At 70.0% G+C, this 15,490-nt stretch carries 14 protein-coding genes and 1 pseudogene; 8 read left to right on the plus strand and 7 right to left on the minus strand.

The window, feature by feature from the left end; genetic code table 11:
* The first annotated feature begins 108 nt into the window (after positions 1 to 108).
* The 6 genes from AB5L52_RS22740 (at position 109) to AB5L52_RS22765 (ending at position 8,543) form a co-directional block, all read left to right on the plus strand.
* Complete coding sequence (locus AB5L52_RS22740) at positions 109 to 849, plus strand: response regulator transcription factor (RefSeq protein ID WP_225826737.1); 741 nt, start codon at positions 109 to 111, stop codon at positions 847 to 849.
* Entirely contained in the window at positions 846 to 2,510 is a 1,665-nt protein-coding gene (locus tag AB5L52_RS22745) for an ATP-binding protein (RefSeq protein WP_369365856.1), read from the plus strand. The genes AB5L52_RS22740 and AB5L52_RS22745 overlap by 4 nt, the downstream gene beginning before the upstream one ends.
* 14 nt (positions 2,511 to 2,524) lie before the next feature.
* Positions 2,525 to 4,012, plus strand: coding sequence for a glycosyltransferase (locus tag AB5L52_RS22750; RefSeq protein ID WP_369365858.1), 1,488 nt, complete (start codon positions 2,525 to 2,527; stop codon positions 4,010 to 4,012).
* Positions 4,009 to 6,246 carry a glycosyltransferase family 39 protein gene (locus AB5L52_RS22755; protein ID WP_369365860.1) on the plus strand — a complete coding sequence of 746 codons (2,238 nt, stop codon included), beginning with the start codon at positions 4,009 to 4,011 and terminating at the stop codon, positions 6,244 to 6,246. Before AB5L52_RS22750 ends, AB5L52_RS22755 begins: the two co-directional genes overlap by 4 nt.
* Positions 6,247 to 6,313: 67 nt before the next feature.
* Positions 6,314 to 7,708, plus strand: a complete 1,395-nt coding sequence (locus tag AB5L52_RS22760) for an MFS transporter (protein WP_351016671.1) — start codon at positions 6,314 to 6,316, stop codon at positions 7,706 to 7,708.
* Between the two features lie 73 nt (positions 7,709 to 7,781).
* Positions 7,782 to 8,543, plus strand: a complete 762-nt coding sequence (locus tag AB5L52_RS22765; RefSeq protein WP_351016668.1) for a TetR/AcrR family transcriptional regulator — start codon at positions 7,782 to 7,784, stop codon at positions 8,541 to 8,543.
* On the opposite strand, the pseudogene AB5L52_RS22770 reads toward AB5L52_RS22765, so the two are convergent.
* The 4 genes and pseudogenes from AB5L52_RS22770 to AB5L52_RS22785 all read right to left on the minus strand — a co-directional run.
* A pseudogene (locus AB5L52_RS22770) lies at positions 8,544 to 8,651 on the minus strand (PPOX class F420-dependent oxidoreductase); the annotation flags it as partial.
* An 86-nt stretch (positions 8,652 to 8,737) separates the two neighbouring features.
* On the minus strand, positions 8,738 to 9,208 hold the full coding sequence (locus AB5L52_RS22775; protein ID WP_351016665.1) for a PPOX class F420-dependent oxidoreductase: 471 nt from the start codon (positions 9,206 to 9,208) through the stop codon (positions 8,738 to 8,740).
* Between the two features lie 66 nt (positions 9,209 to 9,274).
* On the minus strand, positions 9,275 to 9,697 hold the full coding sequence (locus tag AB5L52_RS22780; protein ID WP_369365864.1) for an NUDIX domain-containing protein: 423 nt from the start codon (positions 9,695 to 9,697) through the stop codon (positions 9,275 to 9,277).
* Positions 9,694 to 10,044, minus strand: coding sequence for a hypothetical protein (locus tag AB5L52_RS22785; RefSeq protein WP_369365866.1), 351 nt, complete (start codon positions 10,042 to 10,044; stop codon positions 9,694 to 9,696). The genes AB5L52_RS22780 and AB5L52_RS22785 overlap by 4 nt, the downstream gene beginning before the upstream one ends.
* 204 nt (positions 10,045 to 10,248) lie before the next feature.
* Here AB5L52_RS22785 and AB5L52_RS22790 point away from each other — a divergent pair, with 204 nt between their 5' ends.
* The gene (locus AB5L52_RS22790) at positions 10,249 to 10,632 is read left to right on the plus strand and encodes a hypothetical protein (protein ID WP_369365868.1); all 384 of its coding nucleotides are present in this window, start codon (positions 10,249 to 10,251) and stop codon (positions 10,630 to 10,632) included.
* 22 nt (positions 10,633 to 10,654) lie between these two features.
* On the plus strand, positions 10,655 to 11,386 hold the full coding sequence (locus AB5L52_RS22795) for a 5-formyltetrahydrofolate cyclo-ligase (protein WP_351571029.1): 732 nt from the start codon (positions 10,655 to 10,657) through the stop codon (positions 11,384 to 11,386).
* Positions 11,387 to 11,432: 46 nt separating this feature from the next.
* On the opposite strand, the gene AB5L52_RS22800 is transcribed toward AB5L52_RS22795, so the two are convergent.
* The 3 genes from AB5L52_RS22800 to AB5L52_RS22810 form a co-directional block, all read right to left on the minus strand.
* Positions 11,433 to 12,254 carry a YceI family protein gene (locus AB5L52_RS22800; protein ID WP_351016659.1) on the minus strand — a complete coding sequence of 274 codons (822 nt, stop codon included), beginning with the start codon at positions 12,252 to 12,254 and terminating at the stop codon, positions 11,433 to 11,435.
* Between the two features lie 113 nt (positions 12,255 to 12,367).
* A complete protein-coding gene (locus tag AB5L52_RS22805; protein ID WP_369365871.1) occupies positions 12,368 to 14,920 on the minus strand; it encodes an MFS transporter in 2,553 nt (850 codons plus the stop codon).
* A gap of 13 nt (positions 14,921 to 14,933) precedes the next feature.
* Positions 14,934 to 15,470, minus strand: coding sequence for a MarR family transcriptional regulator (locus tag AB5L52_RS22810; RefSeq protein WP_351016653.1), 537 nt, complete (start codon positions 15,468 to 15,470; stop codon positions 14,934 to 14,936).
* Between the last annotated feature and the right edge of the window lie 20 nt (positions 15,471 to 15,490).

The following is a 15,490-nucleotide window of genomic DNA, read 5'->3' on the forward strand; positions in this document are numbered from 1 at the left end:
ATCCCCTTCCGTCTCCCAGGCGCTGCCTGAGAGATGCCTGGGTGTTTCTCAGGGAAATCACAGACTGGGGAAAGTCTCCTCTCAGAGGACGGCGACATGGTGTCCACCATGACCACGACCTCGCCCCAGGGGCGCACCGAACTGCTCAGGCCGGACGGGAGCCCCGTCCGAGTGCTTGTGGTGGACGACGAGTTGTCGATCACTGAACTGCTGAGCATGGCCCTTCGTTACGAGGGCTGGCAGATCAGGAGTGCGGGGGACGGTCAGGGCGCCGTTCAGACCGCCCGTGAGTTCCGGCCCGACGCCGTCGTGCTCGACATGATGCTGCCCGACATGGACGGGCTGGCCGTCCTCGGCCGGCTGCGGCGCGAACTGCCCGACGTGCCGGTGCTGTTCCTGACCGCCAAGGACGCCGTCGAGGACCGTATCGCCGGGCTCACCGCCGGCGGGGACGACTACGTCACCAAGCCGTTCAGCCTGGAGGAGGTCGTGGCGCGGCTGCGGGGGCTCATCCGGCGGTCCGGCGCCGCCGATCGGCGGTCCGACTCCGTGCTCGTCGTCGGGGATCTGACCCTCGACGAGGACAGCCATGAGGTGTCGCGGGCCGGGGAGTCGATACACCTCACCGCCACCGAGTTCGAGCTGCTGCGCTTCCTGATGCGCAACCCGCGGCGTGTGCTCAGCAAGGCGCAGATCCTGGACCGGGTCTGGTCGTACGACTTCGGCGGGCAGGCCAACGTCGTCGAGCTGTACATCTCGTATCTGCGGCGGAAGATCGACGCGGGCCGTGAGCCCATGATCCACACCCGGCGTGGGGCCGGCTATCTGATCAAGCCAGCCGTGTCATGAGAGGACGACGACGGCCGGGTCCGCAGAAACGGCGGAAGTGGCGGGCGGGGCAGCCGCGCACCCTGCGGACCCGGCTCGTCGTCGCGTCGGTGGTGCTGATCGCGGTGGTGTGCGCGGTGATCGGTACGGTGACCACGGTGGCGCTGCGCTCACATCTGTATGCCCAGCTCGACGGCCAGTTGCGCGAGGTCGGCGCCCGGGCGTCCGGGCAGTTCGGTCCGCTCGGCCAGGGCAAGGACGCGGTCGTGCCCGGCGGCGGGCCGGACGGTCGGCAGAGCGGCCAGCCGGATGGCGGGCAGAACGGTCACACGGTGAACCTCACCGAGTTCGTCAGCCGAGGCCCACAGCCGTCGCAGAACACGGCTGTGGCCAAGGTGGACAACGGCGGGACGACCGAGGGCAAGGTCGGCCACAAGTCCGACGACGACTTCTCGATGAGCGCCAGGTCGCTGAACAAGGCGCAGCTCGCGGCTCTCAACGCCGTGCCCAAGGACATCAACAGGCACACCGTGGACCTCCCCGGCCTCGGTAGTTACCGCGCGCAGTACGTCACCGGCCCCAACGGCACCTACTACGTCGCCATCCCGACCAAGGCCGTTGACGACAACATCGACGCCCTGATCCTCATCGAGGTCAGCGTCACCGTGGCCGGACTTGTGGCCGCCGGTATCGCCGGCACCGTCATCGTCGGCGTCGCCACCCGCCCCCTCCGCAAGGTCGCCAACACCGCCACCCGTGTCTCGGAACTCCCGCTGCACACGGGCGAGGTGAACCTCAGCGAGCGGGTTCCGGAGTCCGAGTGCGATCCGCACACGGAGGTCGGGCAGGTCGGCGCCGCGCTCAATCGCATGCTCAACCACGTGCACGGCGCCCTGCACGCCCGGCAGCAGAGCGAGATGCGGGTACGGCAGTTCGTCGCCGACGCCAGTCATGAGCTGCGGACGCCCCTCGCGTCCATTCGCGGGTACGCCGAGCTGACCCGGCGCGGGCGGGAGCAGGTGGGCCCCGACACCCGGCACGCCCTCGGGCGGATCGAGTCCGAGGCGGGCCGGATGACCCTCCTCGTGGAGGATCTCCTCCTGCTCGCCCGCCTGGACGCCGGGCGGCCGCTGCAGTTCGAGCAGACCGATCTCATCCCGCTCGTCGTGGACACCATCAGCGACTCCCGCGCGGCCGGCGTGGACCACAACTGGCGGCTGGACCTGCCCGACGAGCCCGCCCTGGTCTCCGCCGACGCCGCCCGCATTCAGCAGGTGCTCGTCAATCTGCTCGGCAACGCCCGCAAGCACACCCCGCCCGGTACGACCGTCACCGCGCGCGTGCAGCGGCGCGGGCCGTGGATGTGCGTCGACGTCGAGGACAACGGGCAGGGCATTCCGCTCGATCTGCTGCCGCACGTCTTCGAGCGGTTCGCGCGCGGCGACTCCGCGCGGTCGCGGGCCACCGGGTCCACCGGGCTCGGGCTCGCCATCGTGCAGGCGGTCGCCGCCGCGCACGGCGGTGCCGTGACCGTGGACAGCGGTCCGGGGCGGACCGTGTTCACCGTGCATCTGCCCGCGCTCGCCCCGGCCGCCGTGCCCCGGCCCGCTCCCGAAACGGACCGGCAATCGCACTCACAGGCACAGCACAGTGCCACCACATGGGTGCGACAGGGCGCTTGAGTTGAGTCGGTTCCATGCGAACCGACTCTTCTCCCGGCACTCTGCCGGCGCGGGAGCACCTCCCGGCCGGCGACGCCGGTACGCCTGTCCTGGACGTAGTGATCCCCGTCTACAACGAGGAGAAGGACCTCCAGCCATGTGTGCGCAGGCTGCATGAGCACCTCAAGCGCACCTTCCCGTACGCGTTCCGCATCACGATCGCGGACAACGCGTCGACGGACACCACCCCGCAGGTGGCCGCGCGGCTGGAGCAGGAGATCCCCGAGGTCACCCACTTCCGCCTGGAGCAGAAGGGCCGGGGGCGGGCCCTCAGGACCGTGTGGTCGGCGTCGAACGCGCCGATCCTCGCCTACATGGACGTCGACCTGTCCACCGACCTCAACGCCCTGCTGCCGCTGGTGGCGCCGCTGATCTCCGGTCACTCGGACCTCGCGATCGGCTCCCGGCTCGCCCGCTCCTCCCGGGTCGTGCGCGGCCCCAAGCGGGAGTTCATCAGCCGGGCCTACAACCTGATCCTGCGCGGTTCGCTCCAGGCCCGCTTCTCCGACGCGCAGTGCGGCTTCAAGGCGATCCGGCGGGATGTGGCGCAGGTGCTGCTGCCGCTGGTGGAGGACACCGGCTGGTTCTTCGACACCGAGATGCTGGTGCTCGCCGAGCGGGCGGGGCTCCGGATCCACGAGGTGCCGGTCGACTGGGTCGACGACCCGGACTCCACCGTGCACCTCGTGAAGACGGCCACGGACGACCTGCGGGGCGTGTGGCGGGTCGGCCGGGCACTGGCCACCGGTTCGCTCGCGCTGGACCGGCTGACCAGGCCCTTCGGTGACGACCCGCGCGACCGCGATCTCACCGACGTCCCCAAGGGACTTACCCGCCGGCTCGTCGGCTTCTGCGTCGTCGGCGGCCTGTCCACCCTCTTCTACCTCGTCCTCTACAGCCTCTTCCGGCAGTTCTCCGGCTCCCAGGTCGCCAACGCGCTCGCCCTGCTGGTCTCGGCGATCGCCAACACGGCCGCCAACCGCCGGCTCACCTTCGGGGTGCGCGGCCGGGCCGGCGCCGTACGGCACCAGGCGCAGGGCCTGGTCGTCTTCGGCATCGGTCTCGTGCTGACCAGCGGCTCCCTGGCCGCCCTGAACGCGGCCGGCGACAACCCGGCGCATTCCACCGAGCTGGCGGTGCTGATCGCCGCCAACCTCGCCGCGACCGTGCTGCGTTTCCTGCTCTTCCGCGCCTGGGTCTTCCCGGACCGCGACGGCTCCGGCACCGACTCGACGGCCGTCACCGCCGCTCCGTACGCACCGCTGCCGCAGCGGCCGGTGCCGCGCCAGCAGTCGTACGGACGGCAGTCGTACGGGCAGTCGTACGGACAGCAGCCGTACGAGCAACCGCACCAGACCACCCAGGTCCGCGCCGGTGCAGCCGGGGACGGCAGCTGGAGGGACGCCACCCCGCACCTGCAGCCGGTGCGCCCTCACGACACCGATCCGGGGGATCCCCGATGACCGCGCACTACGACCAGTCCACGCAGGCGGGCAGCCCCGCCGCCTGGGGCCCGGCACCGACCGCTGCCCCGCACCCCCACCGGGCCGGTGCTGAGCCCAAGCAGCCGTTCGTCCACAGACTGTGGCGCGGCCGGCCCGAGGATCCGCGCTGGGCGCGCCCGGCCCTCCTCGGCCTGCTGGCCGCCACCCTCGTGCTCTACCTCTACAACCTCAGCGCCTCCGGCTACGCCAACTCCTTCTACTCGGCGGCCGTACAGGCGGGCAGCAAGTCCTGGAAGGCGTTCTTCTTCGGTTCGCTGGACGCGGGCAACGCGATCACCGTCGACAAACCGTCGGCCTTCCTGTGGCCTATGGAGCTGTCGGTGCGGATCTTCGGCCTGAACTCCTGGGCGATCCTCACCCCCGAGGTCCTGATGGGCGTCGGCACAGTGGCGGTCGTGCACGCGGCGGTACGGCGCCGGTTCAGCCCGGTGGCCGGTCTGGTCGCGGGCGCGGTGCTCGCACTCACCCCGGTCGCGGCGCTGATGTTCCGGTTCGACAACCCGGACGCAATGCTGGCCCTGCTGATGGCGCTGGCCTGCTACTTCGTCGTACGGGCGGTGGAGGACGGCCGCACGAAGTGGCTGGTGTGGGCGGGCGTGGCCATCGGCTTCGCGTTCCTCGCCAAGACCCTGCAGGCGTTCCTGATCCTGCCGCCGCTGGCGATCGTCTACGCCGTCTGCGGCCCGGTGAAGCTGAGGAAGCGCCTCGGTCAACTGGCCCTCGCCACGGCCGCGTTGGTCGTCTCCGGTGGCTGGTGGGTGGCGATCGTGGAGCTGTGGCCGGCCTCCTCCCGCCCCTACATCGGCGGTTCGCAGAACAACAGCTTCCTGGAGCTGACCTTCGGCTACAACGGCCTCGGCCGCATCAACGGCGACGAGACCGGCAGCGTCGGCGGCGGTGGCGGTGGCGGTGGTGGTGGTGGCGGCGCGGGCAGCTCGGGCCGGTGGGGTGCGACCGGCTGGGACCGGATGTTCAGCTCCGAGATCGGCAGCCAGATCTCCTGGCTGCTCCCGGCCGCGCTGATCCTGCTGGTCGCGGGCCTGTGGGCGACCAGGAAGACGCGCCGTACGTCCGTCACCCGGGCCTCGTTCCTGGTGTGGGGCGGCTCGCTGCTGATCACGATGGTGGTCTTCAGCTACATGGCGGGCATCTTCCACCAGTACTACACGGTGGCGCTCGCGCCCTACCTGGCGGCCGTCATCGGCATGGGTGCCGGGCTGCTGTGGGAGCGGCGCACGGAGATCTGGGCGTCGATCACGCTCGCCGCGTCCGTCGTGGCCGCGGCGATCTGGGGATACGTCCTGCTCAACCGCACCTCCAGCTATCTCCCCTGGCTGAAGTGGCTGGTGCTGATCGGCGGTCTGGCGGCCGCGCTGGGCCTCGTCTTCGTCGGCCGCATCTCCCGGCAACTGGCCCTCGGGGCGGCGGCGGTGGGCCTGGTGGCCGCGCTCGCCGGCCCGACGGCGAACACCCTGAGCACAGTGGACTCCGCGCACACCGGCTCCATCCCGACGGCCGGTCCGGCGGGTGCGAGCATGATGGGCTTCGGCGGCGGCCGGATGGGCGGCGGCAAGGCCGGCGCCATGCGCGGCGGCTTCGGCGGCGGCATGCGGGGGCAGCAGGGGCATGGGCAGGGCAACGGTTTCCCGGGCGGCGGTACCGGTGGCTTCCCGGGCGGGGGCATGCCGGGCCAGAACGGCCAAGGCCGGCAGGGCCAGAACGGCCAGGGCCGGCTGAACGGCAACGGGTTCCCCGGCGGCGGCCGGTGGGGCGAGGGCGGTCTGGGCGGCGGTATGGGTGCCGGCGGCCTGCTGAACGGCGCGAACGTCTCCTCCGCCGCGAAGCAGCTGCTGGAGAAGAACGCGTCCCGGTACACCTGGGCCGCCGCGTCCATCGGGTCTCAGAACGCGGCCAGCTACCAGCTCGCCACCGGCGACCCCGTGATGGCGATCGGCGGCTTCAACGGCACCGACCCGTCCCCGACGCTGGCGCAGTTCATGAAGTACGTGGAGGACGGAAGGGTCCACTACTTCATCGCGGGCGGCGGCATGGGCGGCGGCATCGGCGGTGGCAGGGGCGGCAGCAGCAACGGCACCGCTTCGCAGATCAGCTCGTGGGTCCAGAAGACCTTCAAAAAGGTGACGGTCGGTTCGGCCACCTTCTACGACCTCACGCAGAAGAAGAGCGGCTGACGGCGGTAGTTCTGCCGACGGAAAAAGGAGTCGTACACCGTATAGGCACTGCTATACGGTGTACGACATGTCTGCTCCCCAAAGCCGTCAAGGTCATCCCCAGCGCTGGCTGATCCTCGGCGTCATCTGTCTCGCGCAGCTCACCGTGCTGCTCGACAACACCGTTCTGAACGTGGCCATCCCCTCGCTCACCCACGAGCTGCACGCGGCCACCTCCGACATCCAGTGGATGATCAACGCCTACTCCCTGGTGCAGTCCGGGCTGCTGCTCACCGCGGGCAGCGCCGCCGACCGCTACGGCCGCAAGAAGATGCTCGTCACGGGGCTCGCCCTGTTCGGCATCGGCTCGCTGGTGGCCGGACTCGCCGGGTCCACCGGCCAGTTGATCGCCGCGCGGGCCGGCATGGGCATCGGCGGCGCGCTGCTGCTCACCACCACGCTCGCCGTGGCCATGCAGATCTTCACGCCCGAGGAGCAGCCGAAGGCGATCGGGATCTGGAGCGCGGTGGCCGCGCTCGGCTTTGCGGGGGGTCCGCTCATCGGGGGGTTCGTGCTGAACCATTTCTGGTGGGGTGCGATCTTCCTGATCAACATCCCCGTCGCGGCGCTGGGCCTGGTCGCGGTGGTGGCCCTGGTGCCGGAGTCCAAGAACCCCCGGGGCGACCGCCCGGACCTGCTGGGCGCCGTACTGTCGACCATCGGTATGGCCTCGCTCGTCTTCGCGATCATCTCCGGGCCGCGGTATGGCTGGACGTCGGCGCACGTCCTCGTCTCGGTCCCGGTGGCGGTGCTGGTGCTCGGTGCCTTCGCCTGGTGGGAGAGCCGTGTCGCCGATCCGATGCTCGACGTCCATTTCTTCCGCAACCAGCGGTTCATCGGCGCGGTGTCCGGGGCCGTGCTCATCACTTTCGGCATGGGCGGGGCGCTGTTCCTGCTCACCCAGCATCTGCAGTTCGTGCTCGGATACGGGCCCTTGGAGGCGGGGCTGCGGACCGCTCCGCTGGCGCTGACGGTCGTGGTGCTCAACTTCTCCGGGCTGTCGGCGAAGTGGTCCGGACGACTGGGTACGCCGGTGTCCATCGCGCTCGGAATGGTGCTGATGTCCTGCGGACTGGTGGCCATAGCGGAGCTGGACTCCGGGGGATACGGCGGGACGCTGCTCGGTCTGCTGTTGATCGGCGCGGGGTGCGCGATCGCCAACCCGGCGATGGCGCACGCCATCATGAGTGCGATTCCTCCGGAGAAGGCGGGGGTCGGAGCCGGTATCAACGGCACCCTTGCCGAATTCGGGAACGGTCTTGGTGTCGCCGTTCTGGGTGCCGTGCTGAGCTCTTCCGTGGCTTCGGGGGAGTCGTTGTCGGCCGGGCTCGGGGCCGGTCAGATGGTGGGGGCGGTTGCTGTGCTGATGGGAGGATTCGTGGCAGCGGGGTTGCTCCGGCGGGCGGAACGGGTGGCCGCCTGAGAGCTCGGGGCAGCGGGGTGGCGGGGCGCCCCTTTAGGTTGGTCCAGTGGCCGGAATCGAGAAAGGTGCGCCGGTGGTGAAGGATGCGGGTCGGTCGGCGCGAGCCAGTGTGTGGCTGGAGGAGAAGGCCCGTCGGGGTGGTCGTAGCGGCAGTCAGCCCTCCGGGCTGGACCGGGAACGGATCACCGGCGCGTCCGTGCGGCTGCTCGATGCCGAGGGGCTGGCGAAGTTCTCGATGCGGCGGCTGGCCGCCGAGCTGAACGTCACCGCGATGTCCCTGTACTGGTACGTCGACACCAAGGACGACCTGCTCGAACTCGCCCTGGACGCCGCCTTCGGCGAACTGCGGCTGCCCGACCCCGAGGCCGCGGGCGAGGACTGGCGCGAGCAGCTGCGCGGGCTGGCCGGCGAGTACCGGGTTCTGCTGGTGCGCCACCCCTGGCTGTCACCGCTGGCGGGGCGTTACCTCAACATCGGCCCGAACTCGCTGGCCTTCTCCCGGGTGGTCCAGCGGGTGGTCCGCCGGGCGGGGCTGCCCGCGCACGGCATCACCGGTGCCATCTCGGCCGTCTTCCAGTTCGTGTACGGCTACGGCACGATCGAGAGCCACTTCGCCGCCCGGGTCGCGGCCGCGGGTATGACCCCGGACGAGTACTTCCGCCTGGCCATGGACGCGGTGAACGAGACGCCGGAGACCGCCGAGGTCATCCGGGAGTCCAAGGACATCATGGCGGCCCGTGGCGGGGACACGGTCGCCGAAATGCTCGACCGCGACTTCACCTTCGCCCTGGACCTGCTGATCGCCGGCATCGAGGCGATGGTCGAACGCGGCTGACTACTGGTCCGTCACGAGCCGCGCCGGGAACCCGCCGGTGGCGACCGGGCCCCAGCGCTCGGGCGTGATGCGGATGATCGACTTGCCTTGCTTCACCATCGCCGCTCGGGCCCCTCTTGTCTGCGCCCCTCGCACTGCTTCGCAGGCTTCGGGGTGCTGCGCCGGACTCCGTCCGTCGGGTGGGTGAGCGGTGTCTACTGGTCCGTCACGAGCCGCGCCGGAAAGCCTCCCGTGGCGACCGGGCCCCAGCGCTCGGGCGTGATGCGGATGATCGACTTGCCCTGCTTCACCATCGCCGCTCGGTACTCGTCCCAGTCGGGGTGTTCGCCGGCGATGTTGCGGTAGTACTCGACCAGCGGTTCCACCGAGTCGGGGGCGTCGATGACCTCGGCCGTGCCGTCGATCTGGACCCAGGGGCCGTTCCACTCGTCGCTGAGGACGAGCAGGCTGACCCGGGGGTCGCGCCGGGCGTTGCGGGTCTTGGCGCGCTCGGGGTAGGTCGAGACGACGATCCGGCCCGCGTCGTCGACCCCGCAGGTCAGCGGAGAGGCCTGCGGCCCGCCGTCGGCGCGGCGGGTGATGAGCAGGGCCCGGTGCCGGGGGCGTACGAAGTCCAGCAGTTCGGCGAGCGATACACGGGTGTTGGTCGCGATGTTCGGTGCCATGGCAACGCAGCCTAGGGGCAATGTCCGCCCCGGTGGCTGACCCTGCTGTGCCTACGCCGGGGCGGATTACCAGTCGTGCAGGGTGAGCGTGCCGGTGCCGGAGAGATAGCCGCGCAGCCCTGCGGCGGGGTACTCGATGATGTCGTCCGGGAGGTCGTGCACATCGAACCATCGCAGGTCGAGGCACTTGTCAGGCTCGCGGTTGACGGGTTCGCCGGTCCACTCGGTGGCCAGGAAGAAGAAGCCGACACGGTCGCCCTCCGCCTGGCGGTGGTGGACGACGTGGACCATGCGCAGATGCGCGGGGTCCACGGTGACGCCGGTCTCTTCGAGGAGTTCCCGCGCGGCGCCGTCGGGCAACGGCTCGTCGGGGTCGAGCTTCCCGGACGGGACATGCCATCGGCCGTTGCCGTAGGAGCCGCCGCGCTGGGACATGAGGATCTTGTCACCGCTGCGCAGGATCACGTGCGTGTCGAGGATGGCTGTCATCTGGTCACCGTGAGCGAGTCGGGGTCACTGGGGCCGACGCTACCGGGGCGGCGGGTGATGGACGAGGCGATCTGTGCGGCTCCCTCCGATGGAGTGGCCCTCCCGGTGTCGAGGACGACGACGGGCACGTTCATGCCACGCAGCGTCTCGACGGCCCGTGCGTACAGGGCGAGTTCGCGGGCGGGGATCTCGGGGAGATGCGGATTCTCCAGGCGGATGCGACGACCTTCATGGGGCAGCTCGTCTGGGACGCGTCTCAGCGACGAGACCACACCACAGCCCGTTCGTACTACTCGCAGAGCGTCGAAGTGGCTCGCCACCTGGGCGACGCGAACACGGAAGGGCACGCCCTCTTACGGACCTGCCACGTGGCCCTCTACGGGGCGAACAACTACCAAGAAGGCTTGGATTTGGCACTCCAGGCAGCCCGTACGGCCCGGTACACCAGCCACGTCCTCACGGGGCTCGCCATGCTCCATGCTGCGGAGGCATACGCCTACCTTGGCGAGACAGGCGAGTGCGAACGCGCTCTGACAGGCGGTGAACGACACTTGAGCCAGGCTCACGGCGCGGACGCGGCCCATGAGCTGTTCTCTCCCACTCACTTCGGCCGCTTGGCCGGCTCCTGTTACCTCTCCCTCGGCGACTACCGCAAAGCCGAAGAACTCCTGGTTCACACTGCCGATGCGCTGCACGACCGGCGCAAGTCCCGGGCGATCGTCCTCGGCAACCTCACTCTGGCCCGCCTCCGCAACGGCGACCTGGACGCCGCACTCATCGCGTTCAACGACGCTGTGAGCGAACTGCGCGGCACACGCGGAGGTGGTGGAATCAACATCGTCTTCCGAGCCGCCCGAGAGATGCGTCCATGGCGGAACGACCCCGCGGTGCAGGAGGCACAGGACCGGCTGATGGCGTTGATGGAAGCGGCATGACCAAGGCATGAAGGAGCCCCGCATGCGTGCACAGGTGGACCAGGAGAAGCAGCAAGTACGCGAGAAGGTCTGGAGCCTGCTCGACGCGTCAAGTGCCGTCCTCGATGCAACGGCTCATGGCCGTATCCCGAACTTCAAAGGCTCTGAAACCGCGGCAGACCGACTCGCCGAGCTTGAGCCCTGGCACAACGCACGCGTCATCAAGGCCGTACCCGACAAAGCCCAACTGCCCGTACGCGCGCGTGCCCTCGCGGAGGGAAAAACCGTCTTCATGGCGGTGCCGAAACTCGCCGACCCGCGCCCCTTTTACCTTCTTGACCCCGCCGCGCTCTCCGTCGCACCCCAGGAGGCAGCTTCCAGCAAGATTGCGGCAACTGTGGCTCCACGAGTCGAAGTTGCCGATCTCCAGCCGGTCGACATGGTGGTCGTCGGGAGCGTTGCGGTAAACCGGGCAGGTGCACGTATCGGCAAGGGAGCCGGGTATTCGGATCTTGAGTTCGCGTTCCTGATGGAGGCCGGCCTGATCAGCGACCGCACGGTGGTCGTGTCCACCGTCCACTCGCTTCAAGTGCTGGACGAGGATCTCCCGGCAACTGATCACGACTTCGGGGTGGACCTCATCGTCACACCCGACGAGGTCATCTCCTGCCCGTCACCGTACCGCCCGGCCGGACTGGTCTGGGAGCACCTGGACCCGGAGAAGATCGCTTCCATTCCGGTACTCGCGGCCCGTGCCCCGGCGCAGGGGCGCTGACACCGCAGGCCCGTCCGCGAGTACGTCGTGGCGGCGCGGTCACCCCTCAAGCGGTCGGCAGGGAGTCGCCTTGTACCGCCTGGATGTCCAGCTCCACCCTCAGCGTCGTACCGATGGCGGCGATCCCGGCCTGCAGCACCTGGTTGTAGTTCATCGCGAAGTCCTCGCGGTGCAGTTCGGCGGTCGCGCGGAACGCGGCGCGCGTGCCGCCCCAGGGGTCCGCGCCGGTGCCGAGGTAGGCGAGGTCCAGGTCGACCGGTCGTACGACGCCGTGCATGGACAGTTCGCCGTGGACCGTCCAGCGGTCCGAGCCGGCCGCGGTCAGACCCGTGGAGCGGTACGTGAGCTCCGGGTGCCGCTCGACGTCCAGGAAGTCCCCGGACTTCAGGTGCGTGTCGCGCATACCGTTGCCCGTGTCGACGGACGCGGCCCTGATGACCGCCTCCACGCGGGACTTGGTGACGTCGTCCGGCGCGATCTCGATCGTGCCGCCGAACTCCGTGAACCGGCCGTGCACGCTGGAGATCCCCAGGTGCTGGGCGACCGCGGCGACGGAGGAGTGCACCGGGTCGATGGTCCAGGGCCCGGGCGGCGGCAGTTCGCTGCCGCCCTGGCGGGCCAGGGTGACCGTGCCGACCTCGGCCCGGCCGCTCGCGGTGACGATCGCGGAGGAGGCCACGGGGGCGTACCCCACGGCCGTCACGATCACCGTGTACGCCCCCGGTGCCAGCTCGGTGGCATCCCGTACGGCTCCCTCGGCGTCCGTCTCGGCGCGCAGCACCTGCGTACCGGTCATGTCGGTCACCGTGACGACCGCGTGCGACACGGCCCACCCGTCCCGCGTACGGATCTTCGCGGTCAGTCCCATCCCGTTTCTCCCTGCAAAGCCTTACAAAATCGGTCGCATGTGCGTCATATGGGCAACCCGCCCGTGGCGGGGCTTCTCCGGTCGGAGCGTGCCCCGCCACGGGCCGGGTGGAACTACTCGCCGGGGTGGGCGAGCCGGATGTCGTGGCCGTCGACTCCGGTGCCGGCCACGGTCAGGGCCGTCGCCGCCGGCGGGTAACCCGTCGCGATGACGGTGTACTCGCCGCTGTCCAGGTCGGTGAAGGCGTACGCGCCGTCCGTGCCGGTGGTGGCCGTGCCGACCACGTTGCCCGCCTGGTCGACGAGGGTCACGCGGGCGTCGGCCAGCGGTCCGTGCGGGGCCTTGACGACACCCTGGAGGCGGGCGCCGGCGTCCAGGTCGATCTCGATCCGGGTGACCCCGGTGGTGCCGATCTCGACGGGCAGCGCGCGCGGCCGGAACCCGCTCGCGTTGACGGCCATGGTGACCGTGCCCGGCACCAGGTCGGCGAAGCCGAACTCGCCCTGCTCGCCGGTGGCGGCGGTGGCCAGCAGGTCACCGCGGACGTCGGTGACGATCACCATCGCGTCCTTGACCGGCAGCGCGCTCCCGGCGGCCCGGACCACACCGGTCAGCCCGCTGGTGCCGCTGAGCAGGATGTCGTACGACAGCGGCTCCTCGCCCACCACGATCGTGGAGGCCTGCGGCTGGTAGCCGTCGGCGGAGGCGATCAGGACGTACGAGCCCGTGCCCGGGGCGTCGAGGGAGTAGGAGCCGTCGAACTGGGCCACCGCGCGACCCAGTTGGCGGCCGGCCAGCGAGATCAGGGTGACCGCGGCCTGCGGGACCGGGGCGCTCTCGGCGCCGCGGACGAAGCCGTGCACCGGGGTGCCGCCGCCCGCACCCGTGCCGGGCTCGGAGAGGGTGGCGACGGCGGTCGCCACCGGCTGGGCGGCGGTGGCCGGGGCCTCGAAGGTGTCCGAGACGACGGGGGTGGCCCAGCTGGGCACCTGCTGCTGTGCGGGTTCCTGCACGGCGTTCTCCACAACGGTCTCCACGACGGCCTCCACGGGGGCGGCGGCCGGGGCGTCGGCCTCGGCGGCCTGGGCGAGCGCACCCTTGGTCTTCAGCGGGACCTCCTTGATGAACAGGGTGATCAGGAAGGCGAGGGCGGCGAGGCAGCCGGCGATGAAGAAGACGTCGGCGATGCCGTGGCCGTAGGCGCTCTCCAGCAGCGTCCGCAGCGGCGCCGGCAGCTTGCTCATGTCCGGGATGCTGTCGGTGGAGCTGGAGCCCGCCAGAGCCGCCTGGTACTTCGGGCTCAGGGCGGAGATGCCGTCCTGGACGTAGTGCGTGATCCGGTGGGACATCACCGCGCCGAGCGCGGAGACGCCGACCGCGCCGCCGAGGGAGCGGAAGAAGGTGACCGTGGAGCTGGCCGAGCCGAGGTCGGACGGGGCCACCTGGTTCTGCGTGGCGAGCACCAGGTTCTGCATCATCATGCCGATGCCGAGACCCAGCAGCGCCATGAAGATCGCCATCTTCCAGTACGCGGTGTCGTACCGGATGGAGCCGAGCAGGCACAGGCCGGCCGTCACCAGGACGCCACCGCTGACCAGCCATGCCTTCCAGCGGCCGGTGCGGGTGATGAACTGACCCGAGACGGTGGAGGAGACGAACAGGCCGCCGATCATGGGGATGGTCATGACGCCGGACATCGTCGGGGACTTGTCCCGGGCCAGCTGGAAGTACTGGCTGAAGAACACCGTGCCGGTGAACATCGCGATACCGACGAACAGGGAGGCGAGGGACGCCAGGGTGATGGTGCGGTTCTTGAACAGGCGCAGCGGGATGATCGGCTCGCTCACCTTGGACTCGACGAGCACGAACAGTGCGCCGAGGACGACCGAACCGCCGACCATGGCGTACGTCTGCCAGGACAGCCAGTCGTACTTGTCACCGGCGAAGGTGACCCAGATCAGCAGCAGCGAGACAGCGGCCGAGATGAAGAACGCGCCGCCCCAGTCGACCTTGACCTCCCGCTTGACCACGGGCAGGTGCAGGGTCTTCTGCAGCACGATCAGCGCGATGATCGCGAACGGGACACCGACGTAGAAGCACCAGCGCCAGCCCAGCCAGGAGGTGTCGGTGATGACACCGCCGAGCAGCGGGCCGCCGACGGTGGCGACGGCGAAGGTCGCGCCCAGGTAGCCGGAGTAGCGGCCGCGCTCACGCGGGGAGATCATCGCCGCCATGACGATCTGGGCGAGGGCCGACAGACCGCCGACACCGATGCCCTGGAACACCCGGAAGGTGATCAGCATGCCCGGGTTCTGCGACAGACCGGCCGCCATCGAGGCGACCACGTAGATGACGAGGGCTATCTGGACGAGAGCCTTCTTGCTGTACAGGTCGGCGAGCTTGCCCCACAGGGGAGTGGCCGCCGTCATCGACAGCAGGGCGGCGGTGACCACCCATGTGTAGGCGGACTGGCCGCCGCCGAGGTCTCCGATGATGTGCGGGAGGGCGTTGGAGACGATCGTGGACGACAGGATCGCCACGAACATGCCGAGGAGGAGGCCGGACAGGGCCTCCATGATCTGCCGGTGCGTCATCGGGGCGTGCTCGGCGGAGCCTCCCCCGTGCTTGGCATGAGCCCGCACACCGGCTGGTGTGGTCGTTGCCATGGGCTTCCTTCTCTTACGTGTTTGCGGGTGTACGGGTGGTCTCTTCGACTACGGGAGCGGATGCGTAGACCGCGAGCGCGGTCTCGTGGACCCCGGGCGCGGGGAGCCGGAGCGGTGCGGACCGGCAGTCGCCGAACGAGTCGCGCAGCCGGGTCATCAGCCGGATCAGCTGGCCGACCTCGTCGTCGGTCCAGTCGGCGAGCCGTTCGGCCAGCAGCCGCGTGGTCCGCCGGGACAGCTCGTCCAGCTGTGCCAGGCCCGCGGGCGTCAGGCGCAGGATGCGCGAGCGCTTGTCCGCCGGGTCCGGGTGCCGTTCGATCCAGCCGCGCGCGGCGACGTGCGCGACATGCCGGCTGGTGACCGACATGTCCACGGCGAGCAGCTCCGCGAGCTTGCTCATGCGCATGTCCCCGTGGCGGCCGAGCAGGGTCAGCACGGCGGCCGAACCGGCCGGACAGTCGGGCGGCAGGATCCGCCCCATGTCCCGTTTCACGGCTCCGACGGCACTGAGCTGACGCGCCAGCTCTTCGAATTGCGCCTGCTCGGCCATCACACCTCCCGTATTCGTTG

It is taken from the genome of Streptomyces sp. CG4 (genome assembly GCF_041080655.1).
GTDB lineage: Bacteria > Actinomycetota > Actinomycetes > Streptomycetales > Streptomycetaceae > Streptomyces.

Excerpts from the sequence above, each read along its gene's own strand:
- AB5L52_RS22740 (WP_225826737.1), top strand. The coding sequence starts at position 109 with ATGACCACGACCTCGCCCCAGGGGCGCACCGAACTGCTCAGGCCGGAC.
- AB5L52_RS22775 (WP_351016665.1), bottom strand. The coding sequence starts at position 9,208 with ATGGCACCGAACATCGCGACCAACACCCGTGTATCGCTCGCCGAACTG.
- AB5L52_RS22760 (WP_351016671.1), top strand. The coding sequence starts at position 6,314 with ATGTCTGCTCCCCAAAGCCGTCAAGGTCATCCCCAGCGCTGGCTGATC.
- AB5L52_RS22810 (WP_351016653.1), bottom strand. The coding sequence starts at position 15,470 with ATGGCCGAGCAGGCGCAATTCGAAGAGCTGGCGCGTCAGCTCAGTGCC.
- AB5L52_RS22755 (WP_369365860.1), top strand. The coding sequence starts at position 4,009 with ATGACCGCGCACTACGACCAGTCCACGCAGGCGGGCAGCCCCGCCGCC.
- AB5L52_RS22750 (WP_369365858.1), top strand. The coding sequence starts at position 2,525 with ATGCGAACCGACTCTTCTCCCGGCACTCTGCCGGCGCGGGAGCACCTC.
- AB5L52_RS22795 (WP_351571029.1), top strand. The coding sequence starts at position 10,655 with ATGCGTGCACAGGTGGACCAGGAGAAGCAGCAAGTACGCGAGAAGGTC.
- AB5L52_RS22800 (WP_351016659.1), bottom strand. The coding sequence starts at position 12,254 with ATGGGACTGACCGCGAAGATCCGTACGCGGGACGGGTGGGCCGTGTCG.
- AB5L52_RS22780 (WP_369365864.1), bottom strand. The coding sequence starts at position 9,697 with ATGACAGCCATCCTCGACACGCACGTGATCCTGCGCAGCGGTGACAAG.
- AB5L52_RS22745 (WP_369365856.1), top strand. The coding sequence starts at position 846 with ATGAGAGGACGACGACGGCCGGGTCCGCAGAAACGGCGGAAGTGGCGG.
- AB5L52_RS22805 (WP_369365871.1), bottom strand. The coding sequence starts at position 14,920 with ATGGCAACGACCACACCAGCCGGTGTGCGGGCTCATGCCAAGCACGGG.